Source organism: Robinsoniella peoriensis (assembly GCF_000797495.1).
Classification (GTDB): Bacteria; Bacillota; Clostridia; order Lachnospirales; family Lachnospiraceae; genus Robinsoniella; species Robinsoniella peoriensis.
This window is the reverse complement of the sequence record NZ_JTGN01000021.1, coordinates 100789-108062: the sequence shown is the minus strand read 5'-3', so window position 1 is coordinate 108062 and position 7274 is coordinate 100789. Positions and strand designations below refer to the sequence as shown.

5 protein-coding genes and 2 pseudogenes are annotated in these 7274 nt (G+C 40.4%); 5 read left to right on the top strand and 2 right to left on the bottom strand.

Annotated elements, in window-relative coordinates; translation table 11 throughout:
- Window positions 1-1164: transposase (locus QR40_RS27670; protein ID WP_044297709.1), on the top strand; the 1164-nt coding region annotated here is incomplete at its 5' end.
- A 291-nt stretch (window positions 1165-1455) separates the two neighbouring features.
- Here the strand turns inward: QR40_RS27670 and QR40_RS33410 are convergent.
- Window positions 1456-1587: pseudogene (locus tag QR40_RS33410) on the bottom strand (DUF6783 domain-containing protein); the annotation flags it as partial.
- Between QR40_RS33410 and QR40_RS33405 the strand changes: the two are divergent.
- Window positions 1564-1683: pseudogene (locus QR40_RS33405) on the top strand (DUF6783 domain-containing protein); the annotation flags it as partial. The pseudogenes QR40_RS33410 and QR40_RS33405 sit on opposite strands and share 24 nt — an antisense overlap.
- Here QR40_RS33405 and trhA read toward each other — a convergent pair.
- Window positions 1680-2372: a PAQR family membrane homeostasis protein TrhA gene (trhA, locus tag QR40_RS27665; RefSeq protein ID WP_044297700.1), complete on the bottom strand. Its 693-nt coding sequence runs from the start codon at window positions 2370-2372 to the stop codon at window positions 1680-1682. The pseudogene QR40_RS33405 and the gene trhA sit on opposite strands and share 4 nt — an antisense overlap.
- 310 nt (window positions 2373-2682) lie before the next feature.
- On the opposite strand from trhA, the gene QR40_RS27660 reads away from it, so the two are divergent.
- From QR40_RS27660 to QR40_RS27650, 3 genes are all read left to right on the top strand, one after another.
- Window positions 2683-4032 (top strand): 5-bromo-4-chloroindolyl phosphate hydrolysis family protein, encoded by a 1350-nt coding sequence (locus QR40_RS27660; RefSeq protein ID WP_044289610.1) that lies wholly within the window; start codon window positions 2683-2685, stop codon window positions 4030-4032.
- Between the two features lie 109 nt (window positions 4033-4141).
- Window positions 4142-5314 (top strand): toxic anion resistance protein, encoded by a 1173-nt coding sequence (locus QR40_RS27655; protein ID WP_027295609.1) that lies wholly within the window; start codon window positions 4142-4144, stop codon window positions 5312-5314.
- A 298-nt stretch (window positions 5315-5612) separates the two neighbouring features.
- Window positions 5613-7208, top strand: coding sequence for a DEAD/DEAH box helicase (locus tag QR40_RS27650; RefSeq protein WP_027295610.1), 1596 nt, complete (start codon window positions 5613-5615; stop codon window positions 7206-7208).
- Window positions 7209-7274: the final 66 nt, after the last annotated feature.

Below are 7274 nucleotides of genomic sequence, written 5' to 3'. Positions count from 1 at the left end.
GAGGTTATTAATCCCAGCTCATTGACGAAATTTCGTAAATTGCGATTAAAAGATATGGCACTTTTAGATATGCTGATTGCGAAAACAGTCCAGATTGCATTAGAGCAGGAAATCATAAAATCAAAAACCATTATTGTTGATGCCACACATACAAAATCAAGATACAATCAAATGACTCCGCGGCAGGCACTACAGGAAAGGTCAAAAAAACTACGGCGTACCGTTTATGAAGTGGAAGAAACAATGAAAAACCAGTTTCCTGCTAAAAATACAGAAGATTCTTTGGAAAAAGAACTGGCGTATTGCAATCAGCTTATTTCCACTATAAAAGAGAATAAAACGATATGCAGCTATCCCAAAGTGCAGGAAAAATTGAAATTATTAGAAGAAGCTGTCCGTGATGACCTTGAACAAATGGATACCTCAAAAGATGGGGATGCAAAAATTGGACATAAGACAGCAGACACCTCCTTCTTTGGATATAAAACACATATCGCCATGACGGAAGAAAGAATTATTACAGCTGCCACAATAACCAGCGGAGAGAAAACGGATGGAAAGGAATTGGCAGCCCTGGTACAGAAAAGCAGGGAAGCAGGAATGGAGATTAAAACAGTTATTGGTGACAAGGCATATGCAAGCAAAAAAAATATAGATGCTGCAAGAGAAGAAGATTATGAACTGGTCGCTAGATTATGCAGTAATGTTACACAAGGAAATCGTAAAAAGGAAGATAAATTTGAATTTAACAAAGATGCTTTAATGTATCAATGTAAAGCAGGGCATATGGCAATCCATAAATATCTGAATAAACAAAAAGCTGAGGGCAGGAATGCGCGGATAACCTATACTTTTGATATAAAAAAATGTAAAAAATGCCTTTATAGAGAAGGATGCTACAAAGAGGGAGCGAAAAAAAAGACATATACAGAGACGGTCATCAGTGATACCCATAGCGAACAGGCACAATTTCAGGAAACGGAATATTTTAAAGAAAAAGTAAAAGAGCGTTATAAGATAGAAGCAAAAAACAGCGAGTTAAAACATAGACATGGTTATGACGTTGCGTCATCATCAGGTCTTATTGGCATGGAAATGCAGGGAGCGATGGCAATATTTGCAGTGAACCTCAAACGAATCATGAAAGTGATGGGGGAAAAATAAAGGAATCCCTAGTTCAGAAAAAGGAATCATCCATAGAAAATGCACAAAAATCCACCAGAAAAATTTGAGTCTGGTGGATTTTGTGTTTTATTAATAAGGAAGGATTTAAAAACATATGTTTTTCAGTGCCCTCGGTATTCTCAGCATGATAGGACCCCGGGGTTGTGGCATGCCGGACGCGATTGGCGTAAAGCAACTGATCTTGAGAACGGAATTTGTTTTTCATTCTGTAACCAGAAAAAGGAACAAACTCACATCTTTCTGTACACTACCTATCATTTACAAAGCGTCTTAATCAGCGAAAACCAAATTCAAGAATCCGTTCGCTCTAGAGCGTGTTTGAAAATTCATTCCTGCCATCTGCACGCCCCACTTTGCGGCATATTTGCCCCGAATTCAGGTTACGTAGCCCGCTACGCGCCCTTCATCCGGGACAAATCTCCCACAAACTGTGACGCACAGCTGCCAGAAAGCAATTTTAAAACACGCTCTAGAGCAGCCGGCTGTATAGTCAGTTAAATTGCCATTCCTGCAACGTAAACGTACATGAGAATAAAATGACAGATGCTTCCGCCCATAACAAAGAGGTGGAAGATTTCATGTGATCCGAAGTTTTTGTGTTTCGAATCAAAAATCGGGAGTTTAAGAGCGTATATGATTCCGCCTGCCGTATAGATAATCCCGCCAGCCAGCAGCCATCCAAAGCCTGCGGCCGGAAGCGCTTTAACAATCTGGGTAAATGCCAGAACACATACCCATCCCATACCGATATAGAGTATAGATGAAAACCATTTCGGACAGGTAATCCAGCACATTTTAATGATAATCCCCACAATCGCAATTCCCCATACGATGGTACATAAAAGGTTGCCTGTGGGACCGTTTAAAACTATCATGCAAATTGGTGTATAAGTACCTGCGATTAGTACAAAAATCATACAGTGATCCAGTTTTCGCAGTATGCGGTTAGTACGGGTAGTCAGATCCAGGGAATGATATGTGGCACTGGCTGCATACAGCATAATCATACTGATAATAAATATAGATAATGATACGATATGTGTCCGGTCCGGCTGCATGACCGCAGTCTTAATTAACAGTGGCATAGCAGCAAATATTGCCATTACCATACCAATAAAATGGGTGATAGCACTTCCGGGATCTTTTAACCGGAATTTTCTCTGGGTTATGGTTGCTGTTTGATTCATAATAATACCTCCTCAAGATTATATGCCATCAATATACTATTTTTTGGAAATGATATTACGACATGTAGTAATGAAAACTATGTTGTGTTATCACTATATTATACCCATAAAAAGAAAAAAGCAACCCTGTTTTGGTAAAATTCTTAAAAAATTAAGGATTTTCTAATATATATGTCAAAAATATCTGCTATGCTTCTAAAATCAAGTACTTATAGAGGAAATAGATTGTTTTTTTATGGATTATCATTTATAATTTATCTTAAGCAAATCAGGAAAAATAATGTTTTTATTGATAAGGCAGGAGGATATCATGGGTAACCAGGACTGGTCGAATCTGGGCGACCAAATAAAGAATACAGTGCAGTCTGCGATTGATTCGCAGAATTTTAGGCAATTGAACGATTCAATTAGAAATTCAGTAAACAGTGCGATAGATAATGTGAATCAAAGTCTGAATCAGGCAAATCAGAGGTTCAACCGCGGCAATATGGGAAACATCGGAAATTTTGGACATCCTTATTCAGAGCCGCAAAATCCCTGGGATTCCAGGAAGAACAGGAACCGGGAAAGAAATAAGAATTCATTTCGGGATGTACCGCAAAAAGGAGTTAAAAATGAGTTGATTTCCCGGAACAGCGGGATGAAAGGGGCGGGCTATTCCCTGACTATTGTAGGGTATATTTTTGCCGGAAGCCTTGGACTTGCGACCTTTATTGTGGCTTTGGTAAGTATGCTTACCGGAGGCATAGAAGGCGGGGCAGCAATTGCAATCGGCGTAATTTTTCCATTCCTGATTGCCAGCATTATTATGGCATGGCGGGGGAGTAAGATTCTCGGCAGATTAAAGCGGTTTAAGCTCTATGTGCGCCAGCTGCGGGGCAGAGAATACTGTTCCATTAAAGAACTTGCAGACGCTGTTGGAAAACCATTGAATTACACAGTAAAGGACCTGAGGGAAATGATCCGTAAAAACATGTTCTGCCAGGGACATATTGATGCCCAGGAGAGCTGCCTCATGATTACAGATCAGATCTATAACCAATATTTAGAGGCACAGCATCAGATGGAAATCCGCCAGCGGGAAGAGCGGAGCAGAATTCAGAATGCTGAGACAATCAAAAAAGAACAGAAAGCAAAAATGGAAGATGGTTCTGTACCGGAAGATGTGAAAAAAGTAGTAGAAGAGGGTCAGAGTTATCTGGATAAAATAAAAAAGAGCAATGATGCAATTCCGGGTATAGAGGTATCTGAAAAGATTTCCAGACTGGAAGTAATTACAAGTAAAATATTCGAGCGTGTGGAGCAGCATCCGGAGCATATCCCGGATCTGCGTAAATTCATGGAGTATTATCTGCCGACTACCGTTAAGCTGTTAGATGCGTATGAAGAGTTAGAGAGACAGCCGGTACAGGGCGAAAATATTATGACTTCCAAGCGGGAAATAGAAGATACGCTGGATACAATTAATATGGCATTTGAAAAGCTTTTAGATGGATTCTTCCAGGATACTTCCTGGGACATCTCTTCCGATATATCCGTGCTCCAGACAATGTTTGCACAGGAAGGTCTGACAGGACAGGATTTTAAGAAAGCCATGGAGAGTACCGCAAAGAAAGAACTGGATCCGGAAAAAAATGATGAAATCAAATTAAAATTTTAATACAAGTGAGCTGCCATGCACAAGAACCCGGCAATTCTCCAGGGAGTGTTTGAAGCTTACGCGGATACGAAATCAAATGCTAAATTTTACATGAAAAGAGGATTAAGATATGAGTGATGAATTCAAAGACTTTGCATCGGCACCGGCACCTACTTTAACGCTGGATCCATTTCAATCAGAAAAAAATGATACTCAGCTTCAGGCGGCACAGACAGTAGGAACAGTGGTTGAAGAGCCGAAAAAACCGGAATTTGACGAGAGCATGCTTTCAGCAGATGAGAGAAAGATGGTTAACAGCTTTGCGGAACAGATCAATCTGACAGATTCTAATGCTATTTTGCAGTACGGTGCGGGAGCACAGAAGAAAATGGCTGATTTCTCTGAAGCAGCGCTTGACAATGTTAAGACAAAAGATCTTGGTGAAGTAGGTGAGATGCTTTCCGGAGTTGTAACCGAGTTAAAAAGCTTTGAAGTGGAAGAACAGGAAAAGGGATTTCTTGGATTTTTCAAGAAGAGCAGCAATAAGATTACGGCAATGAAAGCAAAATATGATAAAGCAGAAGTGAATATCAACCGTATCTGTGAGGCACTGGAAAGTCATCAGGTACAGCTGTTAAAAGATATTGCAGTACTGGACAAGATGTATGGACTTAATCAGTCTTATTTTAAAGAATTATCCATGTATATTCTGGCAGGCAAGAAGAAACTGGCCAAGATCCGTGCAGAGGACCTTCCCGCATTGGTACAAAAAGCAAATAATTCCGGACTTCCGGAAGATGCTCAGGCAGCCAAAGATCTGGATTCACTGTGTAACCGTTTTGAGAAGAAACTGCATGATCTGGAATTAACCAGGATGATTTCTCTCCAGACAGCTCCCCAGATCCGTCTTGTACAGGGCAATGATACTCTGATGGTAGAGAAAATACAGTCAACGATCGTAAATACAATACCACTGTGGAAGAGCCAGATGGTACTGGCTTTAGGCGTTGCACATTCAGCAGATGCAGCAAAGGCACAGAGAGAAGTCACAGACATGACCAATGAACTGCTGAAGAAAAATGCACAGACACTCAAGATGGCTACTGTGGAAACGGCGAAAGAGTCAGAACGCGGCATTGTAGATATTGAGACATTGAAGACCACCAATGAGTCTCTGATATCTACTTTGGACGAAGTAATGCGTATCCAGTCAGAAGGACACCAGAAACGTATGGAAGCAGAAGCCGAAATGCAGAGATTAGAAGGGGAACTCAAGGGCAAGCTCTTGCAGCTTCAGGGTTAAATCGTAGAAGAAAACCGCTTTTACACTCCTTATTTGGGCAGTATCTCAACAAATCTTGTGATATACAATGGGATAAATATGGTTCCACCCTTGACAAGGGAACCGAAACTATGGTACGATAAGGTTCGTAATATCGTGTCAGTATAGCAACAATGTAAAATATTGAGGTTAAAGCCCTGTACATAAGAGTCATGTTACAGGGCTTTTTTATGCGATTTCATGGCACGAAGCGACGTGTGGGAAGTGCAGATATAAAGGCAGCCTGAGGAACAGGCAAATAGAAAGGAAACATTAATACATGGAAACAGTTAGATTTGATGAACTTGGTCTTAGTGACCAGATACTAAAGGCAGTAACAGAAATGGGGTTCGAAGCAGCGAGTCCGATCCAGGCAAAAGCAATTCCGGTACTTATGGCAGGAAAAGATGCGATAGGCCAGGCACAGACAGGAACTGGAAAGACAGCAGCATTTGGAATACCACTTCTGGAAAAGATTGACCCGAAGAGCAAGAAACTTCAGGGAATTATCTTATGCCCTACAAGAGAATTGGCAATTCAGGTGGCGGAAGAAATACGTAAATTGTCAAAATTCATGCATGGGATTAAAGTACTTCCGGTTTATGGCGGACAGGATATTGTGAAACAGATACGTTCCCTGAAAAGCGGCGTACAACTGATCATAGGTACTCCTGGGCGAGTAATGGACCATATGAGAAGGAAAACGATTAAATTTGATCAGGTGCATACCATTGTCCTGGATGAAGCAGATGAAATGTTAAATATGGGATTCAGAGAAGATATTGAGACCGTATTAAAAGAAATACCGGATGAAAGACAGACCGTTCTTTTCTCTGCAACAATGCCAAAACCGATTATGGATATCACCAACCAATACCAGAAAAAAGATGCGGAACTGGTTAAGGTAGTAAAAAAAGAACTTACCGTTAAAAATATAGATCAATATTATTATGAAGTAAAACAGAAAAGCAAGGAAGAAGTATTGTCCAGACTTCTGGATATGTATAATCCAAAGCGTTCCCTTGTATTCTGTAATACAAAAAGAAAAGTAGATGAGCTTACAACGGCACTGCAGGGAAGAGGATATTTTGCAGAGGGTCTTCACGGAGATCTGAAACAGTCTCAGCGTGATCGTGTCATGAACGGCTTCCGTAACGGAAAAACAGAGATTCTGATCGCAACAGATGTTGCAGCCAGAGGAATCGATGTAGATGACGTAGAGGCGGTATTTAATTATGATATCCCTCAGGATGATGAATTCTATGTACACCGTATTGGCAGAACAGGCCGTGCAGGAAGAGTCGGAAAAGCTTTCTCATTTGTTGTAGGTAAAGAAGTATATAAGCTGAAAGACATTCAGAGATATTGTAAAACAAAGATCTATGCACAGCCGATTCCGTCACTGGATGACGTAACAGCTATAAAAGTAGAAAAAATACTGGAAAATGTAAATCAGATTATTGCTAATGAAGATTTAAGAGATATGATCGATATGCTGGAAAACCATCTGAATGAAGAAGATTATACAGCAATGGATATTGCAGCTGCATTCCTGAAGATTTCCATGGGAAATGAAGAAGCCATGGAAGAAGAAAAAAGTATGGGTATGGACTTTGGCAATACGGGTGCAGAAGAAGGCATGGTACGTCTTTTCATTAATATCGGTAAAAAACAGGGTGTACGCCCTGGGGATATTCTTGGTGCGATTGCCGGGGAATCAGGTATGCCGGGTAAATTAGTTGGCAGTATCGACATGTACGATAAGTATACTTTTGTAGAAGTACCTACAGACCGTGCAAAAGAGGTATTGAGTGCAATGGATCATGCAAAGATTAAAGGCAAAATGGTAAATGTGGAGCCGGCAAATCAAAAATAAACTGATATGTAAACTGGCATGGATAAAAAATATGAAACTGGCTGTTTTAACATAACCAGTATAGTG

What these genes read in the sequence shown, in the direction of transcription:
- QR40_RS27655 (WP_027295609.1), top strand. Translation starts at nt 4,142, where the DNA reads ATGAGTGATGAATTCAAAGACTTTGCATCGGCACCGGCACCTACTTTA.
- QR40_RS27660 (WP_044289610.1), top strand. Translation starts at nt 2,683, where the DNA reads ATGGGTAACCAGGACTGGTCGAATCTGGGCGACCAAATAAAGAATACA.
- QR40_RS27650 (WP_027295610.1), top strand. Translation starts at nt 5,613, where the DNA reads ATGGAAACAGTTAGATTTGATGAACTTGGTCTTAGTGACCAGATACTA.
- trhA (WP_044297700.1), bottom strand. Translation starts at nt 2,372, where the DNA reads ATGAATCAAACAGCAACCATAACCCAGAGAAAATTCCGGTTAAAAGAT.